The organism is Asticcacaulis tiandongensis (assembly GCF_006475605.1).
GTDB lineage: Bacteria > Pseudomonadota > Alphaproteobacteria > Caulobacterales > Caulobacteraceae > Asticcacaulis > Asticcacaulis tiandongensis.
The window spans coordinates 167,563-184,933 of record NZ_SSBC01000010.1; the positions used below are offsets into that span (position 1 = coordinate 167,563).

Below are 17,371 nucleotides of genomic sequence, written 5' to 3' on the forward strand. Positions count from 1 at the left end.
AGACCTTTCAGGAGTTTAATTAGGTTTCTGACGAGGCTCTGTTAGACATAGTGGAGTTATCTCAGGGGGGCGAATATGCCTGTATCGCGGCGCGGATTTACCTGCGGGGCTTTGAGTGGGGCGGCGGTTCTAATGACCGGCTGTCAGGGGGCGGCGGAACCTGCTGTCAGCAAAGCCTGCAAGCCTGTCATTGCCGTCTATCCGGTATGGAAATTTGCATCACATCCGCCGGAAACCCTGCCGTGGGACAGGTTCACCCATCTGGCCATTGCCTCGGCTTATCCGGCGCAAGACGGAAGTCTGGTTACAGAAGGCCTTGAAGCGGCCACGGCGATTGTCGAGACGGCGCATAGCAAGGGCAGGAAGGTCATATTATCGGTCGGCGGCAGTGGTGAGGGGAGCCGGGCGTTTCTATCCCTGACGCGTGACCCTGAACTTCAGGCGAAATTTATTGAAAATCTGGCGGCCTATGTGAAGGCCAACGGGTTTGATGGGGTGGATATTGACTGGGAATACTGGACCTATCAGAACGCGAAGAACAAGGGGGGCAATGACCCTGAGGAAAGCCAGCGGCTTGTGGCCCTGATGCAGGCGTTGCGTGAAGCCTTGCCGCGCCCGCTGATTCTCAGTGTCGATGTGTTTGCCGGATCGTGGGTAGGCGACCAGTACTTGAGTGCCCTGCAGGATCATGCCGACTATGTCGTGCTGATGGCCTATGATTTTACAGGCGCCTGGGAGGCATCGCCGATAGGGCATCATGCGGATTTAAAGACGTTTAAGCGGGCGCTGGATTATGTCACAGAGCGGGGATTTGTGCCGGAAAAGCTGACCGTTGGTATGCCGGCCTATGGCATCGAGTTTGTTGACGGCAAGAAGAAAGACGTCCGCCATCATGATTACAGCGATCTGGTGGTGCAGGCCCACGCAAAGAAAGTGCCGCTGAACAAGGGGCGCATGGCGCATGTTTTCTTCGAGACGCCGGAACTGGCCCGCGCCAAGGCGCAATTGATCCTTGAACGCGGCATGGCAGGGATCATGCTGTTTGAAGTAACCGCGGATCATGCCGATGAGGCGTATAGTTTGCTAAGTGCGATCAATCAGGTGATACCGGCCGCAAACTGCGCTTAATCAGTCGCCGCAGGCCGCATAGATCATGATGCCGGTGGCGACCGAAAGGTTGAGACTGTCGGCCTTGCCACGCATGGGAATCTTGACATTGGTGTCGCAGGTGGCGGCGATTTCCGGTGTCAGGCCGGATTGCTCGGTGCCCATGACGATAAGGGTCGGGCGCTGATAAGGGGCTGAGCGATGACTGTGGGTCGCGGTCAGAAGGGTGCCGACAACCGAACCTGTCCAGCGCGCGCGGTCAGACAGAAATTCTTCACGCGTACATTTGACGATAGGCAGGGCAAAGACAGACCCCATGGTGGCGCGCACGGTTTCGACGGAAAACGGATCAACACAATCACCAATCAGGATCACGCCGCCAATACCAGCGGCATCGGCAGTGCGGATAATAGTCCCCAGATTGCCCGGGTCGCGTACCTGTTCCAGTGCCACCCATACAGGGTTGGTTTGCGGGTCGATGTCGCCTAGTCTGTAGATGACCTGATCAAAGACCGCCAGAACCATCTGGGGGTTATCCTTTCGCGAAATTTTCTCTAGGATTTCGCGGGTTACCTCTAAGACCTGACCGTCTGCCTTAAGGGTGTCGGCAATGGCGCGCTCAAGCAGCGGGTGGCGGTCGGCGTCCTTGCCATAGATCAGGATGCGCGGCACAAAGCCTTGTTCAAGGGCATCGACAACGATTTTCAGACCTTCAGACAGGAAGGTTTTGGTCGCTTCGCGTTCTTTGCGCATATGCAGGGCGCGTATGTCCTTGATGGTCTGATTGGTCAGGGAGGTGATCTGTTTAATCGACATGAGCCCTCCAGCGCGCAAAGAAGGACAGGCCGATTTCACGCGGGGCAATGTCGGTCGGTTTGGCACCTTTAGGTGTCTTTGCGTCTTCCATCAGGGTCAGTTCGCCGTAGTCGATATGGCCCCCGAGTTTTGCCGGTACGCTTTCGGCCATCAGGTGCGCGAGGGCGGGGCCTGAGACGCGGGCGGCATAGGCGTTGAGCAGGAAGAAGGCGGCCTTATCGGACAGAAGCTGTGCGCAAAGGCTCAGAAGTTCTGGCAGATCTTCAAACAGACGCCACACTTCGCCGGTCGGGCCACGGCCATATTTCGGCGGATCGAGGATGATGCCGTCATATTTATTGCCGCGCTTGACTTCACGTTGCACATATTTGCGCGCGTCCTCAACGATCCAGCGAATGGGCGCGTCTTCCATGCCCGAAAGGACGGCATTTTCGCGCGCCCAGGCCACGGATTTTTTTGAGGCATCGACATGGGTGACCCGCGCACCGGCTGACGCGCAGACCAGACTGGCAACGCCTGTATAGCCAAACAGGTTCAGCACGTGCGGCTGGTCGTCGCGTTTTTCAATGATTGATTTTTGCCAGCCCCAGTTGGCCGCCTGCTCGGGGAAAAAAGCCAGATGACGGAAGGAGGTAAAGCGCCCGTAGAATTTTACGCGGTCGTAACCCAATACCCACTGCTCTTCGGGGCGGCGCGAAAAGGCCCAGCGTCCACCGTCTTCGTCTTCGTTTTCTGCGTCGAAAATCGCGTCGGCCTTATCCCACAGGGCGGGATATTTCGGCTGCCACCAGCATTGTGGCTCAGGGCGTACGACCAGATAGTCGCCGTAGCGTTCAAGCTTGCGGCCATTGCCTGAATCGATCAGGGCGTAATCCCGCCAGGGCAGGGTGCGTAGGGTGATGGGATGATCTGAAACGCTCATGTTTCGCACATAGAGCAAATTCCGTTCAAATTGAATCGGAAATTTGCTCTAACTTTTTATTTTTTCGCTCTTTCTTACCCAATAAGTGAAGCCACTTATTGGGAAAACGCTCTCGCCGCAAGCGGCCTATGGCGTCAATCAGCGGGTTGTTTCAGCGGGCGCTAATACAGGCGCGTGTTCGGTCTTGTCCCAGTGGAACGGGCAGACGATCAGTTGCCACAGGGCATGCAAACAAGCGATCGATTGCAGCGACCAGTAGGCGGGCAGGGTCAGCATATCGGTTAAGGTGAAAACCGCGCGTGCACGCCGTGTGCCTATGGCCAGTGCCGTGAGCGCCGAAATTATGCCGACGATGAAGAGTAGCTTGTCCGGCCACAGTAGGGTGATGGCCTCAGGCTGCAACAGGTTGATCAGGGCCGTGGTCAGGATCAGGCTGGTAAAGGGCGCGTAGCACAGGGCCGAAAGCACGCTCAGGCCGATGCTCAGGGCCAGACCCAGCCAGACCTTAAACCTGAAGGCGGTATGCAGGCGTGTATGGACGCCGATGGTTTGCATATAGCCCTTGATCCAGCGGGTGCGTTGCGGAATCCATGTGCGCACATTTTCAGGCGGGCTTTCGTAGGTAGGTGTAGGGATCAGGCCGCTTGTGTAGCCATATTGGGTGAGCCGCAGGCCAAGATCGGCATCTTCGGTGACATTGAAGGCATCCCATGCCCCGATCCGGCGCAATATATCGGTTTTGAAGTGGTTGCTGGTGCCACCCAACGGGAACGGCAGGCCCAACCGGTGCATGGCGGGCAGGATGACTTCAAACTGCACGGCATATTCGGCGGCAAAATGTCGGGATATGAAATTGTTTCTGTGCAGGGGGCGCAACGGGGCCTGAAGGCAGGCCAGATGTGACGGGCCTTCGGCAAAGGTGCGGGCGGCGGTCATAAGCTGTTGCGGGTCAGGCATGTCCTCGGCGTCATAGATCACCGTCAGGTCGCCAGTGGCGTGGATCAGGGCATGGTTTAAGGCGCGGGGCTTGGTGCGCGGCGTGCCGTCGGGGACGCGGATAATGCGCATGTGCCGGAGTTCGGGACGGCCGGACAGGGCCTGTTCAAAGGCGCGGATGGTTTCGGTGTCATCGTCTTCGAGAGCAAACAAAACCTCAAGCCGGTCGCGGGGATAATCAAGGCGGTTCAGCGCGGTAATCAGCTGGGTGGCGATACGCGCTTCCTTATACATGGCGACGATCACGCTATAGGACGGCAAATTTTCGTTGGAAGCGCGATTAACGCTAGGCGGTTTGGCCCGGGCGACCGGTATGAGGCTGGCGAAAAGACGGATGAGCGCAGATAGCATAAAGCCGCTGAAAAACAGCCAGTAGAGGCAGGTGGCAACCGTATAGGGCCACAGATATGTGCAGACTATACCGGTTAGGAGGCCCGTACTCAGAAACACAACCTGCCAGACAGACAGGCAGGAGCGGGCGCTGAAGGCCCGTGCAAGGGCAGCTATCTCAGGTGTGACAGCGGGTCGTAAGGGGGCCGTAACGCCATTCAGCCATTTCTGGCGGAAATCAGCTATGTACAGCGTAGATGAATGTGGCATGTTCCCCCCTGCCTGCATCTGTTCCCGTTAGGGGTGTGTTAACAATTTATTAAGCACATGCGTGTGTTGAGGGTAACCAATTGCCGGTAGTGTTGATGCGGATTAATTTCCCTTTATGCGTGTGTTTTGCAATTTTCGCCTTCGGTTTCGGCGCGCCTGCTTCTGTTGCGCCGTTAAAGGTTGTGTCGCTTGATATGTGTGCGGATCAGTATGCGCTGGGCCTGTTGCCACGTGAAAATCTGCTGGGAATTTCGAAGCGTTCGCGTCATACGGACTCCTATTTTCAACAGCGCGCGGCAGGGGTGCCGCAAAGGCCGCTTAGTCTTGAAACGCTTCTGATGCTTAAACCCGATGCGGTGATACGGACATGGGGCGGCGATCTTAAGCTTCTGTCCGGTCTTGAGGCGCGGGGTATAAAAATAATACAGATCAATGAGGTGTCTGACTTTTCTCAGGCAGGTGATGAGGTCGTGCGCGTCGGAGAAATGCTGGGGGTGCCGCAAGCCGGTCGGTCGCAACGTCAGGCCATGCAAAAGGCGCTTAAAGGGGCTGAGGCGACAGGAAAGGGACGACGTGTCCTCTATTATACGCCCTCGGCCTGGTCGGCGGGGCCGGAGACATGGGTGGGCGAGATTTTCAAAACCCTTGGCTTTACGATGGCCTCAGAGCAGGCGAGTTATCATTATCTGTCGCCTGAGGTATTTATCCGGCAATCGGCAGATGTCTACGCGCTCGGGTTTTATGCGGATGCCTATGCCATGCGGCGTGTGCCGGGGCGGCATCCTCTGGTACGCAAAAAACTGGAGACGGCGAAGGCGGCGGGCAAGCAGATTACCGTGCCTTCGGCTGTACTTGCCTGCTCGGCGTGGTATGGCGCGTTTGAACTTAAAGGCATGGCGAGTCAGTTGAAATGATCCGTATGAATTCAAAACTGATAATGGCCGTGTTTGGCCTGCTGACCCTGTTGAGCCTGATGGGGCTGCTGACGCTGGGGGACGTGTCACTGGGGTGGGCCGATTATACGCAGGCGATGTCGCAACCTGAGAGTATCGCCGGACAGATTATCTGGCAGATTAGGTTACCACGCAATCTCTGCGCCTTTGGGGTGGGGGCCATGCTGGGTGTGGCGGGGGCGATTGCGCAGGGCTATTTCCGTAATCCTCTGGCCGAGCCCGGTATTATGGGCGTATCGGCCGGGGCGGGGCTTGGGGCGGCGATCGCCATTGTACTGGGGCTGGGGCTGACGCCCTGGGCGGTGGAGGTATCGGCCCTGTTGTTTTCAGGTCTGGTGTCGCTGATTATTCTGGGGTTCGTTGCCCGCTTTCCTGACCGGCAGACCCTGATATTGCTGGGGGTCGGGTTATCGAGCCTGTGCGGGGCCCTGATGGCGCTGGTGTTCAATCTGTCGCCGTCTCCGGTGACGACGGCGGAAATATTGGGCTGGATGATGGGTTCTGTCGAAAACCGCAGCTGGGCCGATGCGGGACTGGCGGTGCTTGGCCTTGGGGTAGCTGCGCTGATGATACCGGCATTGGGGAAGGGGTTGCGCCTTCTGACGCTTGGGGAGGAAACCGCCCGGTCGATGGGGGTTAACCTCAGGCGCGTGGCGGCCATGTCGGTGGTGTGCATCAGTGTGCTGGCTGGACTTTCGGTGGCTGTGGCCGGTGTGGTCGGCTTTGTCGGATTAGCAGCACCGCATTTTGTGCGGGCGTTAGGCGTCAAAGACCCCTACAGTCTGATCTGGCCATCGGCCTTTGCAGGCGGGTTCATGGTGCTTATGGCCGACAGCGCTATCCGGCTGTTGCCGACATCAAATGACATCCGGCTGGGCGTCCTGACCTCACTGGTGGGGGCACCGTTGTTTGTGCTGCTGGCATGGAAAAGCGCACGGGTCTGGGTCGGAGGAAATCAATGATTGATGTAAATTCGGTCTCGGTACGGATCGGCCAAACTCTGGCGGTTGACCGGCTGACGACGCGGCTTGATAGCGGTAAGCTTTATGGGGTGATCGGTCCTAACGGGTCGGGCAAGACGACGCTTCTGAAAGCGTTGGCGGGGCTTTTGCCCTATGAGGGCGACATCCGCATTGCCGACGCCTCTCTGGGGGATATGCCACTGTCTGAGCGGGCGGCAAAGACCGGCTACCTGCCGCAGGAACGCATGGTGGCGTGGAACCTGAGCGCGCGCGAGATCGTCGAACTGGGGTTGATGGGGCGGGCGGTGAGTGAGCGGGCGGCGCTGGCTGAGGCCATGCTTGAGCGGGTCGGCCTGGGCGGGCATGCAGAAACAGGCGTGTTTAATCTGTCGGGCGGGCAGAGGGCGCGGGTGCTGCTGGCGCGGCTTATGGCGACGCAGTGTCCGGTTATGCTGCTTGATGAACCTCTGGCGGCACTTGATCCGGCCTGGCAAAGGCAGGTGCTGCGGTTGTTAAAACAACTGGCGGCAGACGGGCATACGGTGGTCGTCAGTCTGCATGATCTGGGACTGGCGGTGCAGATGTGTGACGAGGTTCTGGTGCTGAATCACGGGCATCTTGTGGTGCAAGGTGCACCTGAGGCGGTCATCGGTCCTGAGGTGCTGCGTGAGGTGTTTGGTTTGTCGGGTGTGTTACACGAGGGGCATCTTTGGGTTGATGCCGAGCCGGTGGGGCTGGGGTAGGCTGCAATTCGTCGGCCTATCCGGGCTTACAAACATTTTGTAAGCCGCTGAGTATTTATCTAATTTCAGGATATGGTGCCCCCGGTCGGACTCGAACCGACACACCTCTCGGTACCGGATTTTGAATCCGGCGCGTCTACCAATTCCACCACAGGGGCCTGTGTCAGAAGCTGTTGTGTTAATGGGTTTTGATGGGGCGCGCAAGCGCAAACCGCTGGGCGGATACAGGACATGTGTGGATAGCTGCGGACCTAAATCCGGCGCACCATTTTGCATATTTTCAGAGAAAACTGGAAAATGGTGGAGCTAAGCGGAGTCGAACCGCTGACCTCTTGAATGCCATTCAAGCGCTCTACCAACTGAGCTATAGCCCCATCTTTTCGATGGATCAGAACCTTGTGTCGTCCTGAGGTGGCGACTTCTAGTGCAGCCCAAATTGACTTGCAAGCCCTTTTTCATCCTTTTCCCGAGTTTTTCACAGGTCCGTGAAGAACGGTGCTGTCACCGTTGAAAGGACGCAAAAAAAGACCGCAGCGGATGCTGCGGCCTTTGTTCAGATTAGTTGTCGTCGTCGCCTTCACCGGGAAGGCCGTCGATTTCTTCGTCGAAGCTATCGTCGTCATCGTCTTCAAGGAAGGGGACGTCGTCGTCGTCGGCATCATCCACCAGATCAGCATCTTCGATATCCATATCGACGCTGTCGGGGGTGACGCGGGCCGGATCAGCCGGATCAAGGTCGTCATCGTCCTCGTCGATCAGAACCGGATCATCGGCGACCACTTCGTCGATTTCCGGTGCGGTGACTTCGGGTTCGTCGTCTTCGTCCTCATCACCTGAAGCCTTACCCTTGACCTGATCTTCGGTATCGTCGTCGCTATATTCATCAGGTGCGACAGGACGCACGCGTGTGCGGCGGGTGCGCAGGGCTTCTTCGGGGTCGAATTCAAAGGCACATTTCGGGCAATGTGCGGGACGCTTCATCAAATCATAAAATTTTGCCGTGCAGTTCGGGCAAATCTGCTTGGTGCCTAAGGCGGGGTCAGCCACGGATCGTCCTCGTTGGAAATTCGGTGAAAAATGTATTTGCTTTGGCTCCCTTGCCACCAGAAAGGCCTCCTGTCAAAACCCCAATTGCACAATCGGCAGGAAATTTATCGTGTTCGGTGCTTTGGCAGCCTGAAAAGCACCCTGTCAGAGGCCATAGGCGCTTGATTTTATCTGATGTGCCCTAAGATTTGTCGTTTGGCAAAATCGCCGATTTAGGGCTATTCTTTCAGATGTAAAAGGGGTGGGGCGGGCCTGCCGGTAAACCAAGACATTCAGGCAAGAGTAATCAGGTGACTTTCGCTGTTCAGGCAGAGCGTAAAACAACTGCGATCAACCTGCATAACGCCGCTCTCTGGATTGTGGCTTTATTGGGGGTGTTTATTATTGGTCTTACCCTGTGGGGGGCTTTGGGCCTGCGCACGACCGGCGGGGTTTTTTATGTTGATGAGGGTGCGGTTCATACCCGCAGTGAGGCATATGCCGGTACGGTCAGCCTGATATCCGGTGCGGGTCTCAGTCTGGTGCCAGAAACGACTGATCTGGTGCATGAGCCGGATACCTTACCCGATTATGCCGCCTATGACCGGTTCATCGAGCGTCAGGACATCTATCAGCGTATGCTGAATGCCGGTGATTTGAAGATCATCGTCGACGGCGAACCGGTTAATCTGATGGCAGGCTCGCGCTCCCTGACGCAATTGCCCCCCGCCTTCTGGGCACCGTTTCTAACGGGCATTCTGGTGTTCTTTATCGGCGGTACGGTCTGGGCGCTTAAGCCCGGCGCCCAAGCCACGCAGCTTCTGTTTATCAATGCGCTGGGGCTGGCCATGTCGGCCCTGCCGCTGGCTGTATACGGGGCGCGGCCTCTGGCGATAGAGGGGGAGTGGTTCAGATCGCTTATGAGTCTCAACCACGCCGGTGCACAGCTTTTTGGTTCTTCCATTCTGGCCCTGCTGCTGATCTACCCCAAGTCACTGGTCAGGCCGTTCTGGGCATGGGTCATGCTGGCCAGCTTTGTGCCGCTCTTTGCCGCCGATCAGTTGCGCCTGCTGGGCATCCCCGGCGGCAGCTACGCTATTCATGGCATTGAAACCCTTGGTATCCTGTGTCTGCTGGCCCTTCAGGCCTATGTTACGCGTCATGAACCGTCCCACAGGGCTGCGCTTTTGTGGCTTGGGATGTCGATAGGGGTCGGCACCTGTCTTTGGGTGGTTATTGTCACCCTCTATGCCGCCTCAGGTGATCTGTCGGCCATGCCTGAGGCCTATGCCTTTCTCAGTTTTCTCCTGATCTATATGGGGCTGGCCTTTGCTGTCAGCCGTTTCCGTCTGTTCGAGATTTCAGACTGGGCCTTTCGTGCCCTGTTCTTTGTTGTGGCGGCGGTCGTTTTCGTCATGGTGGATGCGGGGCTGGTCTATGTCGCCCACATGGAGCAGGCACCGGCCATGACCTTTGCCGTGCTTTTGACCGCCTTCGGTTACCTGCCCCTGCGAGACTATATGTGGCGACGCTTTGTGCGCATGAAGCAGCCGGATGATCAGGCCTTGTTTGCATCGGTGTTTGAGATTGTCTATGCGCCGTCTCCCGAAGCCCGTGCCGAGCGTTGGTCGGGCCTGATCCAAAGCCTGTTTCAGCCGCGACAGCTTGAGATCGTGCCTTTACACCTGTCCGAAGTGGAGATGCTCAGTGAGGGGCAAGTCATGCGTTTGCCATCGCTCATTGAGGGGCAGGCCTTAAGCCTGTCGCGGCCGCGATATGGCGTAGGGTTGTTTACGCCTGCCCACCTGCGCTTCATGAAGCATGTGCTTGAACTGGTCAGCCGCGCCATTTCGAGCCGTGAGGCCTATGAGCGCGGGGCGACTGAAGAGCGGCGCAAGGTGGCGCAGGACCTGCATGACGATGTCGGGGCGCGCCTGCTGTCCGGTCTTGTGGTGGCTGACGAGCGGACACGGCCCATATTTCAGGCGGCCTTGGCCGATATTCGTGCCATTTCGACGGCCATGCTGGCGGTACCGGCACCGCTTGAGAACATACTGGCTTCGGCCCGTCATGAGGCTGCCGAACGTCTTGAGGCTGCCGATATCGGGTTTGTGTGGGACGGGTGGCCGGATGAGCCGAGCCTGATCGGCCCGCAGGGGCAAAAGGCCCTGTTGTCAGGCCTCAGGGAGATTGTCTCGAATACAATCCGCCATTCTGCGGCGACGCAGGTGACGGTGCGTGTGGAACACACCCATGATACGCTTTATCTCGAATGGGCCGATAATGGCCGGGGGCTTATGCCTGACAGTCAGCTGGCGGATGGTACGGGGCAGGGCCTTAGGGGGATACGTCAGCGCTTTGCCGATGCCGGGGGTACCGTCGCCATTAAGTCAGAAGGGGGGCAGTCAGAAGGGGGCGTCTGTTTTTCCCTCAGGCTTCCGCTCATAGTCGTGCCGTCGCAAACGGGGAGAGTGTAACATGTCGGTTGGGCCGATGGCAGGCAGTGACGCGCGCAGGGTGTGTTTGCTGGTGGAGGATCAGGTCGCTACCCGTGAATGGCTGCGTGCGCTGATAGGCGAGGCCTATCCGGATGCGGAGATTATCGAAGCCGCGAACCGCCGCGAGGCTAATCAATGGCTTGACCGATACAGGCGTAGCCCAGAGGCCCTATGGCTGGCCCTGATCGATCTGGGGTTGCCGGATGGTTCGGGGATCAGCCTGATCTATCGTTTGACACAGGAATTTCCGGAAACCCTCAGTGTCGTCTCAAGCATATATGATGATGATACACACCTGTTTGAAGCTATCTCAGCTGGGGCGAAAGGTTACTTGCTGAAGGATCAGGATAAGGCCCGTTTTCTGAATTACCTCAGACGTATCGAACTGGGCGAGCCGCCGCTTTCGCCTTCGGTGGCCAGACGCCTTCTGACCTATTTCCATCAGAAAGCGCGTCCGGCAGGCACCATCGGCACTACTGTTAACCTCACCAGCCGTGAAACCGAGACCCTGACCTTGCTGGCAAGGGGCCTGACGATCAACGAAATTGCCCGAAATCTTGACCTGAAAAGCCAGACCGTGGCTTCATATGTCAAAACCATCTATCAGAAACTAAACATCTCATCGCGTGCTGAAGCCACTCTGGCTGCCGTTCAGCGCGGATTGGCCTGACAGACTGGGGGGCACGGAAGACTGGGGGGCACGGAAGACTGGGAGGTGCGGAAGACTGGGAGGTGCGAAAAAGCGCCCTTCGGACAGGGTCTGAAGAGCGCTTTTGTTCAGGCATAATCTCAGATTATAAGATCAGTATGCCTTATTCCGCAGGTTGTTCAGCCGGAGCGGCTGGGGCAGCTGGAGCCGCATCTTCAGCAGCTGCCTTGGTGATCGAAGAGGCCGTCAGCTTGGTTTGTTCGGCATCGAGTGTACCAACAATAGTCACTTCGTCACCGACTGCGAGAGTTTCAGCCGCGGAGACGGCGGAAGCGTCAACAGCGATGTCACGCACAGAGCCTGATTGTGTCGGCACGGTGACGGTATAGGCGCCATTGGCTTCTACGGCGGCTACGGTGCCGGTGACGCTCACGGCATCGCTGGCCTGAGCTTCGGGAGCAGGGGCTGGCGTCGTGGCTTCAGCGCCCGGCATAGCGGGGGTCGCCGCATCGGTGGTCGCGTCCTGAGCCATGGCCGGGCCAAAAGCCAGAGCCGCACCAAAAGCAGATACGATAGCAATCTTTGATACCTGGGTTTTCATAATATGTTCCTTTAGTCCTTGAATGGAGGGAGAGGCTTCAGCGAAACCCCATGAAATTGGGAACAGAGGTGATCCGGATTATTGTCTGGCCGTTTCGGGCCAGGATCGCCTTGTTGAGATCAGGTTAGAAAAGCCTGGATAAGGAAACGATCCATAAGCCCTGCACCCGAGACGGGGAGCGGCGTAAAACACGTTTCGGCCTTATTTCCGCAGCGGTAACCTGAGGCGCTCCCGTGATTACGTAGGGGGCGATTTTTCCAGAGGCATATGCGCTGAGGCATTCAGGACACGATTGTGTGACCTGTGGCGTGAAGTAACGCCTTTGATGATGAAAGTGGTCGCATTAGTGTGGCCATGCGGAGACAAACCCGAATGGTTGCCTGCGTATGATTTGCAAAATCGGCGTTACGGCAGTGAGCATTGCAAGTGAACTGAGGCCAAAAGGGCTGATTTCATGCAGTGTGAGCAGGCATAAGGAAATGATAAAAATGGCCCACAATGTGTTCGAAATTATAGACAATCAGCGTGGGAAATCAGCCTTACTGACAGGTTTCGGTGGCTTTAACGGCTAGATGTGGCGCGTTTTTCAGAGGTGAGGCGATATAATGAAGGGGCTGGTTTCACGTTGCGGGTGGGTAAATGAGGACAAACCGCATTATATCCATTATCACGACCATGAATGGGGTGTGCCGGTTCACGATGACCGGCTTTTGTTTGAGATGCTGATTCTTGAGGGGGCGCAGGCGGGTTTGAGTTGGGAAACCATCCTCAAACGCCGCGATAATTACAAACAGGCCTTTCATAATTTTGATCCGCTCAAGTGCGCGGCCATGACCGATGACGCGCTTGAAGCCCTGATGTCCGACAGCGGCATTATCCGTAACCGCCTGAAAATCTGGTCGGTCAGGAAAAACGCTGTTGCCTTCCTGAACATTCAAAAAGAATTCGGGTCATTCGACGCCTATGTGTGGCGCTTTGTCGGTGGTAAGCCGAAAATCAACCGGCCGGCGACCCAGAAAGACGTACCCGCTTCCACGCCGGAATCGGATGCCCTGTCCAAAGACCTGAAAAAACGTGGCATGAGCTTTGTCGGATCGACGATTATCTATGCCTATATGCAGGCTGTGGGCATGGTCGATGACCATGTGCAGACCTGCTTCCGCTGTAGCGTTTAGTCAGGATTTGACCTTAAGCCGTTTTTGGTTTTCCCTGTCCAGGGATGTGGAGGGGAAAACATGGCGATCAAACTCAAATCTTTGCGATATATTATCTGGCCGAAAAATATCTCGGCCCATCAGACGGGCGTATTTGCGCTCATAGGCGGGGCCATTGGTCTGGCGGGTGATCTGGCGGGCTTTTTTACCAGTATTCTTAATCCTAATCTGCTGGCGGTGCTTTTTCTGCTGGCAGCGGCGGTGTTTGCCTTTTTCTGTCTGCAAAAGGTCTTCGGGCAAAAGCCGTTGACCGAAGAGGCTGTGGCGGAACGGGCGCATTGCAAGGCATGCGACACCCTGCGTTTCAGCCTGTTTGCGGTGATCACCTTCGGTGTACTGATGCTGATCGGTCAGGGGCAGACGGCCACGGAAACTGTAGGCGAGAGGCTGGGCCTGATAGAAAAAGGGGTTGGTGAGATCGGCCATGAAGTGTCGGGTCTCGGCGACATCACCCGCTCCCAGAAAATCAGAGCTAATCCGAAAACGGCTGAAGACTATTTTGCCAATGCGTGGATATACACCAATATTCACCGCGATCAGTCAAAGGCCCATGCGGCCCTTGAGGAAATGTACGCAAAATTTGCACCCAAAAAACTGGATGCGGCGGAGCTTTATTTTGCCACCGGCCGGGAAACCAAAGGGCGCAATGATCTCATTAAACAAGCAGAGCTTTTGGGGGAGCGCCAGAAGGATGCCACGCTTTTGGTTGTTGCGGGCCGCAATGCGCCGGATGAAGCGCAAGCGCAGCGTCTGTATGAAAAAGCACGTCAGATCGACCCTGAATTGCCCTTTGGCTGGTGGGATGTGCAGCGCCTGACGCAGACCGCTGCGGGGACGCGTGTTGACGCGGCGTCCCAAACCGCCATGCTGCGTCGTCAGGTTGAGGGGCTGGAGGTCTTTATTGAAAAAATCGGCAACCAGCCTGCGGGGGCTTATTTCTTCCTGCCGCAATATCAGCCTGATCACGAGCAACTGGCGCGGCAAACCCTGACGAGTTACCGCACCACGCTTGAGACCTATGAACGCTTAGGGCGCTGATCAGACGTTCGTCTCGACGGCGTCCTTAATCGGGATGCGCTTGCGGTTGATCAGGTCGAACACCGGCGAGGTCATCAGGGTCGTGACAATGGCCATGATGACCAGAACCGTGAACAGGCCGGGCTGTATGATGCCCTTTTGCAGACCGATATTGATGATGATCAGCTCGGTCAGGCCGCGCGCGTTCATCAATGTGCCGACGCTTAAGGCGGTCTTGTTATCTTCGCCGGTCAGTCTGGCTGCCAGATAACAGGCCCCGCCCTTGGCCAGCACACAGGCGACCAGAACCCCCATCGCGATCAGCATCATCTGGGGCGAACCGATGATATTTAACTGCGTGTGAAGTCCCGAATAGGTGAAGAAAATAGGCACCAGCACCAGAATGGCGAAGGGCTCAAGCGCACGCTTTAATTCTTCGGTCAGCTTGCCGCGTGGTACGACAGTTCCAAGTATAAACCCGCCAAACACCGCATGCAGACCTGCCACATCCATGGCGTAGGCACTGAGCATAAACAGCATCAGCATGAAGGACAGCACCAGAGGTGTCATCTGACCTTCGCGTTCGACTATCTTTGCCAGAGGCGCCATAATCTTTGGCCCCAAAAGGATCATGAAGGCGACAAAGGCTGCGCCGCCGGCCACGGCCTTAATGGCCACGCCTGCGCCTTCGCCCATGGTCGCCAGAACCAGAGCGACCACGCACCAGGCACCGGCGTCATCAATGGCGGCTGATGACAGGGTGAGCGTGCCGATACGCGTGTTTTGCAGTTTCTTTTCGTGAATTATGCGCGCCAGAACCGGAAAGGCGGTGATGGCAATACAGGCCCCGAGGAACAGACTTGCCTGATAGAGTGTAATGTTTTCTGAAAACAGTCCCGGCACCTTGAACAGCAGGGGCGTAATCGCAAAGGCGATAATAAACGGCGCGATAATACCGGACAGCGAGATGGTAAAAGCACTTTTGGTGTTGCTTTTGAAATGGTCAGTATGAAACCCCATGCCGACGATAAACATGAACAGGCCGATGCCGAATTGCGATATCACATAAAGTATGGGCCGGGACTCAGTGGGGAACAGGGCAGCCTGAAGATCAGGCAGTAAAAGGCCAAACAGTGATGGCCCCAGCAACACACCGGCAATCATCTCACCGATGACCTGTGGTTGCCCCAGATATTTGTTCAGACCCCAGCCGATTAACCGGCAACACGCCAGAATAACGAACATCTGGATGAAAAAAAGTACGCCCAAATCCGCGATTTGCATCGAATTCCCCAAAAATACAGTCAGTTACTCACCGATTAGTCTGGTGGCATTATTTTTTGACAGCAGGCTTGGCATGAAAGGGGGCGTCAGGCAAGCTAATGCCTCTCAGGGAACGAAAAGGTTACCGGTCTGGTTTGGTGCCGGAAATCAGGGAAGTACGCTCAGTGTCGCTGATCAGACGCCACTGACCTTCGGGCAGATCGCCGATATGAATGGGGCCGATGCGGTGGCGATAAAGGTCAATAACCCGCAGTTCGCACATATCGCACATGCGCCGGATCTGGCGATTGCGGCCTTCGGTCAGGATGAATTTCAGCGTCTGCTCGCCAATCTGTTCGACGCCTGCGGGCCTGAGCTTGCGGCCGTCAAGTTCCAGCCCGTGCCTGAGCCATTTCAGCTTAGCCTCAAAGATCGGGCCGCGCACACGTACAATATATTCTTTTTCAAGCTCACTGTTGGGGCCGATGATGGCCTTGGCGATCACCCCGTCTTCAGACAGGATCAGAAGTCCGTGCGAGTCCTTATCCAGCCTACCGACAGGGGCTAGTCGTGAATGCTGGTCGGGCCACTGAGTCAGTTGCCCGTAGTGATTGGGGCGGCGGATCATGCGCACGGCGGGGGTTTCACCGGCTTCGGGCTGACCGGAGACAATGCCCAGAGGCTTATTATAGATGACCGTCAGTTTGGTGCCGCCATCTTCCTCAAGCGTCAGGGTCTGTCCTTTTTCGATCTTGCGACCGGCATCTTTCACCACTTCGCCGTCAATGGTCACGAAACCTTCGGCAATCAGGGTATCGGCTTCACGCCGCGAACAGACGCCGGTCTGCGCCAGCCATTTGTTGATGCGTTGCGGTTCGTCGCCGTCATAGGTGCGGGTAAGGGACATGGGTAAAACTCCTGCACCCCTCCCTAGCCAAAATCAATCCGTTCTGCCACGATAAAAGCGGCGGCAGAGAATAAGGGTGAGGGGGCATGCGGCGGTTATTATCTCAAACTATAGTTTTGAGCCTGTGGGTAGTGCTCTTTTGCACCCTTGTAGGCTTTGCGGCATCCCAGTGGTGGTTCTTTGATCTATTCACGCCCTTCAGGCCACAGGCGCTCATATGGGCTGTTTTGATGCTGCCACTTGGGTGGTGGCTGAAGTCAAAACCGGCTTTGACCTTATCCGCAATCATCATGATCTTGAATCTGATGGCTATGGGCGGGCGAATAGCGACCTTTTACCCGACGCCATCACAAGAGGCACGAGCGGATCAGGCTCTGGTTTCCCGCACTGTCCTCTTTGCCAACGTAAATCAAAACAACACGGATTATGATGGCTTGCGGCAGGTCGTTGAAGCCGAAGCGCCGCATGTGGTCGTGCTGGCGGAAGCCGATTCCAACTGGATTACCGGTATTAAATTGGCCGAGGCTGATTTTCCCTACCGCCACTTAGAGCCGCGCAACGATCTTTTCGGTATGGCCATATATGCCGATCAGCCATTCAAGGCGCAGACTCATTATGTAGGCGCGTTGCAGTTACCGTTGGTCTATGCCGAGTTTGAGCATTATGTGTTGCTTGCGGTTCATCCTATACCGCCTCTGAACAGTAAGTTTGCGCTCGATAATCAGCTATATATGCAAACCCTCGTGGCCCTGACGGCTCAAAGCCAGAAGCCCGTTCTGATCACAGGCGATTTTAATGCCAGCCTCTGGTCTCATGCCTTGCAGCCCCTGGCCGGAAACAACATAAAATCGCTGTCGCCGTCAGGCTGGGGCTACACCTGGCCAACGAAGTTCTGGCCTCTGGCGACGCAGATTGATCATGCGTTCATTAAAAATATTCCGAAAGGCAAAACCCGCATATTAGGCGACATAGGTTCTGATCATTATCCGATCCTGACGCACATAGAACTCTCAGGCCGATCGGTTGATAAGTGATAAGGACCTTAAGGCGGTTCAGTTTGAAGCAATATTTTTTGTTATCTACCCATTGATTTTGCG

General features: G+C 56.3%; 16 protein-coding genes and 2 tRNA genes. 9 read left to right on the top strand and 9 right to left on the bottom strand.

All coding sequences use genetic code 11. The features are described from left to right. Positions 1-75: 75 nt before the first annotated feature. On the top strand, positions 76-1,128 hold the full coding sequence (locus E5201_RS04785) for a glycoside hydrolase family 18 protein (protein ID WP_140984868.1): 1,053 nt from the start codon (positions 76-78) through the stop codon (positions 1,126-1,128). On the opposite strand, the gene E5201_RS04790 is transcribed toward E5201_RS04785, so the two are convergent. The 3 genes from E5201_RS04790 to E5201_RS04800 form a co-directional block, all read right to left on the bottom strand. Further along, on the bottom strand, positions 1,129-1,923 hold the full coding sequence (locus tag E5201_RS04790) for a TrmH family RNA methyltransferase (RefSeq protein WP_140984869.1): 795 nt from the start codon (positions 1,921-1,923) through the stop codon (positions 1,129-1,131). It lies immediately after the preceding gene. Beyond that, positions 1,913-2,845 (bottom strand): RsmD family RNA methyltransferase, encoded by a 933-nt coding sequence (locus E5201_RS04795; RefSeq protein ID WP_140984870.1) that lies wholly within the window; start codon positions 2,843-2,845, stop codon positions 1,913-1,915. The genes E5201_RS04790 and E5201_RS04795 overlap by 11 nt, the downstream gene beginning before the upstream one ends. A 138-nt stretch (positions 2,846-2,983) precedes the next feature. Then, a complete protein-coding gene (locus tag E5201_RS04800; RefSeq protein WP_181404540.1) occupies positions 2,984-4,441 on the bottom strand; it encodes a glycosyltransferase family 2 protein in 1,458 nt (485 codons plus the stop codon). A 194-nt stretch (positions 4,442-4,635) separates the two neighbouring features. Here E5201_RS04800 and E5201_RS04805 point away from each other — a divergent pair, with 194 nt between their 5' ends. The 3 genes from E5201_RS04805 to E5201_RS04815 are packed head-to-tail and all read left to right on the top strand — an operon-like array spanning position 4,636 to position 7,099. Further along, positions 4,636-5,355: an ABC transporter substrate-binding protein gene (locus E5201_RS04805; RefSeq protein WP_181404541.1), complete on the top strand. Its 720-nt coding sequence runs from the start codon at positions 4,636-4,638 to the stop codon at positions 5,353-5,355. A 5-nt stretch (positions 5,356-5,360) separates the two neighbouring features. Then, positions 5,361-6,356 (top strand): FecCD family ABC transporter permease, encoded by a 996-nt coding sequence (locus tag E5201_RS04810; protein ID WP_246050397.1) that lies wholly within the window; start codon positions 5,361-5,363, stop codon positions 6,354-6,356. Continuing rightward, complete coding sequence (locus E5201_RS04815; protein WP_181404542.1) at positions 6,353-7,099, top strand: ABC transporter ATP-binding protein; 747 nt, start codon at positions 6,353-6,355, stop codon at positions 7,097-7,099. The genes E5201_RS04810 and E5201_RS04815 overlap by 4 nt, the downstream gene beginning before the upstream one ends. 73 nt (positions 7,100-7,172) lie before the next feature. On the opposite strand, the gene E5201_RS04820 is transcribed toward E5201_RS04815, so the two are convergent. The 3 genes from E5201_RS04820 to E5201_RS04830 all read right to left on the bottom strand — a co-directional run bounded on the left by E5201_RS04820 (position 7,173) and on the right by E5201_RS04830 (position 8,146). Beyond that, a tRNA-Leu gene (locus E5201_RS04820) sits at positions 7,173-7,257 on the bottom strand. Between the two features lie 140 nt (positions 7,258-7,397). Beyond that, a tRNA-Ala gene (locus tag E5201_RS04825) sits at positions 7,398-7,473 on the bottom strand. Positions 7,474-7,657: 184 nt separating this feature from the next. After that, the gene (locus E5201_RS04830; RefSeq protein ID WP_140984874.1) at positions 7,658-8,146 is read right to left on the bottom strand and encodes a TIGR02300 family protein; all 489 of its coding nucleotides are present in this window, start codon (positions 8,144-8,146) and stop codon (positions 7,658-7,660) included. Positions 8,147-8,436: 290 nt separating this feature from the next. On the opposite strand from E5201_RS04830, the gene E5201_RS04835 reads away from it, so the two are divergent. Then, positions 8,437-10,602, top strand: a complete 2,166-nt coding sequence (locus tag E5201_RS04835) for a sensor histidine kinase (RefSeq protein WP_140984875.1) — start codon at positions 8,437-8,439, stop codon at positions 10,600-10,602. 1 nt (position 10,603) lies between these two features. Continuing rightward, positions 10,604-11,293 carry a LuxR C-terminal-related transcriptional regulator gene (locus E5201_RS04840; protein WP_140984876.1) on the top strand — a complete coding sequence of 230 codons (690 nt, stop codon included), beginning with the start codon at positions 10,604-10,606 and terminating at the stop codon, positions 11,291-11,293. 142 nt (positions 11,294-11,435) lie between these two features. On the opposite strand, the gene E5201_RS04845 is transcribed toward E5201_RS04840, so the two are convergent. After that, positions 11,436-11,873 (bottom strand): hypothetical protein, encoded by a 438-nt coding sequence (locus E5201_RS04845; RefSeq protein ID WP_140984877.1) that lies wholly within the window; start codon positions 11,871-11,873, stop codon positions 11,436-11,438. A gap of 605 nt (positions 11,874-12,478) precedes the next feature. Here E5201_RS04845 and E5201_RS04850 point away from each other — a divergent pair. Beyond that, on the top strand, positions 12,479-13,048 hold the full coding sequence (locus E5201_RS04850) for a DNA-3-methyladenine glycosylase I (RefSeq protein WP_140984878.1): 570 nt from the start codon (positions 12,479-12,481) through the stop codon (positions 13,046-13,048). A 60-nt stretch (positions 13,049-13,108) separates the two neighbouring features. Next, the gene (locus E5201_RS04855) at positions 13,109-14,125 is read left to right on the top strand and encodes a hypothetical protein (RefSeq protein ID WP_140984879.1); all 1,017 of its coding nucleotides are present in this window, start codon (positions 13,109-13,111) and stop codon (positions 14,123-14,125) included. On the opposite strand, the gene E5201_RS04860 is transcribed toward E5201_RS04855, so the two are convergent. Both E5201_RS04860 and E5201_RS04865 read right to left on the bottom strand, forming a co-directional pair. Next, positions 14,126-15,388 carry a cation:proton antiporter gene (locus tag E5201_RS04860; RefSeq protein WP_140984880.1) on the bottom strand — a complete coding sequence of 421 codons (1,263 nt, stop codon included), beginning with the start codon at positions 15,386-15,388 and terminating at the stop codon, positions 14,126-14,128. It lies immediately after the preceding gene. Between the two features lie 121 nt (positions 15,389-15,509). After that, positions 15,510-16,274 (bottom strand): pseudouridine synthase, encoded by a 765-nt coding sequence (locus E5201_RS04865; RefSeq protein WP_140984881.1) that lies wholly within the window; start codon positions 16,272-16,274, stop codon positions 15,510-15,512. Between the two features lie 290 nt (positions 16,275-16,564). Here E5201_RS04865 and E5201_RS04870 point away from each other — a divergent pair, with 290 nt between their 5' ends. Then, the gene (locus tag E5201_RS04870) at positions 16,565-17,308 is read left to right on the top strand and encodes an endonuclease/exonuclease/phosphatase family protein (protein ID WP_181404543.1); all 744 of its coding nucleotides are present in this window, start codon (positions 16,565-16,567) and stop codon (positions 17,306-17,308) included. Positions 17,309-17,371: the final 63 nt, after the last annotated feature.

Coding starts and splice junctions, on each gene's coding strand:
- E5201_RS04845 (WP_140984877.1), bottom strand. CDS start 11,873: ATGAAAACCCAGGTATCAAAGATTGCTATCGTATCTGCTTTTGGTGCG.
- E5201_RS04800 (WP_181404540.1), bottom strand. CDS start 4,441: ATGCCACATTCATCTACGCTGTACATAGCTGATTTCCGCCAGAAATGG.
- E5201_RS04860 (WP_140984880.1), bottom strand. CDS start 15,388: ATGCAAATCGCGGATTTGGGCGTACTTTTTTTCATCCAGATGTTCGTT.
- E5201_RS04815 (WP_181404542.1), top strand. CDS start 6,353: ATGATTGATGTAAATTCGGTCTCGGTACGGATCGGCCAAACTCTGGCG.
- E5201_RS04795 (WP_140984870.1), bottom strand. CDS start 2,845: ATGAGCGTTTCAGATCATCCCATCACCCTACGCACCCTGCCCTGGCGG.
- E5201_RS04855 (WP_140984879.1), top strand. CDS start 13,109: ATGGCGATCAAACTCAAATCTTTGCGATATATTATCTGGCCGAAAAAT.
- E5201_RS04785 (WP_140984868.1), top strand. CDS start 76: ATGCCTGTATCGCGGCGCGGATTTACCTGCGGGGCTTTGAGTGGGGCG.
- E5201_RS04805 (WP_181404541.1), top strand. CDS start 4,636: ATGTGTGCGGATCAGTATGCGCTGGGCCTGTTGCCACGTGAAAATCTG.
- E5201_RS04840 (WP_140984876.1), top strand. CDS start 10,604: ATGTCGGTTGGGCCGATGGCAGGCAGTGACGCGCGCAGGGTGTGTTTG.
- E5201_RS04870 (WP_181404543.1), top strand. CDS start 16,565: ATGATCTTGAATCTGATGGCTATGGGCGGGCGAATAGCGACCTTTTAC.
- E5201_RS04850 (WP_140984878.1), top strand. CDS start 12,479: ATGAAGGGGCTGGTTTCACGTTGCGGGTGGGTAAATGAGGACAAACCG.
- E5201_RS04810 (WP_246050397.1), top strand. CDS start 5,361: ATGAATTCAAAACTGATAATGGCCGTGTTTGGCCTGCTGACCCTGTTG.
- E5201_RS04790 (WP_140984869.1), bottom strand. CDS start 1,923: ATGTCGATTAAACAGATCACCTCCCTGACCAATCAGACCATCAAGGAC.
- E5201_RS04865 (WP_140984881.1), bottom strand. CDS start 16,274: ATGTCCCTTACCCGCACCTATGACGGCGACGAACCGCAACGCATCAAC.